This window comes from Bacillus cereus group sp. BfR-BA-01379 (assembly GCF_022663605.1).
In the GTDB taxonomy this organism is placed as follows: domain Bacteria; phylum Bacillota; class Bacilli; order Bacillales; family Bacillaceae_G; genus Bacillus_A; species Bacillus_A mobilis.
On sequence record NZ_JAKUFT010000266.1, the window covers coordinates 1 to 262 of the forward strand.

Below are 262 nucleotides of genomic sequence, written 5' to 3' on the forward strand. Positions count from 1 at the left end.
TGTGTTCCCTTGAGGCCCTTGAGAACCAGTGGCACCCGTAGCACCTGTGTTCCCTTGAGGCCCTTGAGAACCAGTAGCACCTGTGTTCCCTTGAGGCCCTTGAGGACCAGTGGCACCAGTAGCACCTTGAGGACCAGTGGCACCCGTGTTACCTTGAGGCCCTTGAGGACCAGTAGCGCCAGTAGCACCAGCTGGCCCCGTAGGTCCAGTAGGTCCTTGAATGAATGAAGCGGAATTAACTAAAGCAGTTTGTAATGCTGCT

The 262-nt window shown here is 55.7% G+C and carries 1 pseudogene; it reads right to left on the minus strand.

Features of this window, described 5'->3' with window-relative positions:
* Positions 1-262 (minus strand): annotated as a pseudogene (locus MR113_RS27780) (collagen-like repeat preface domain-containing protein); the annotation flags it as partial.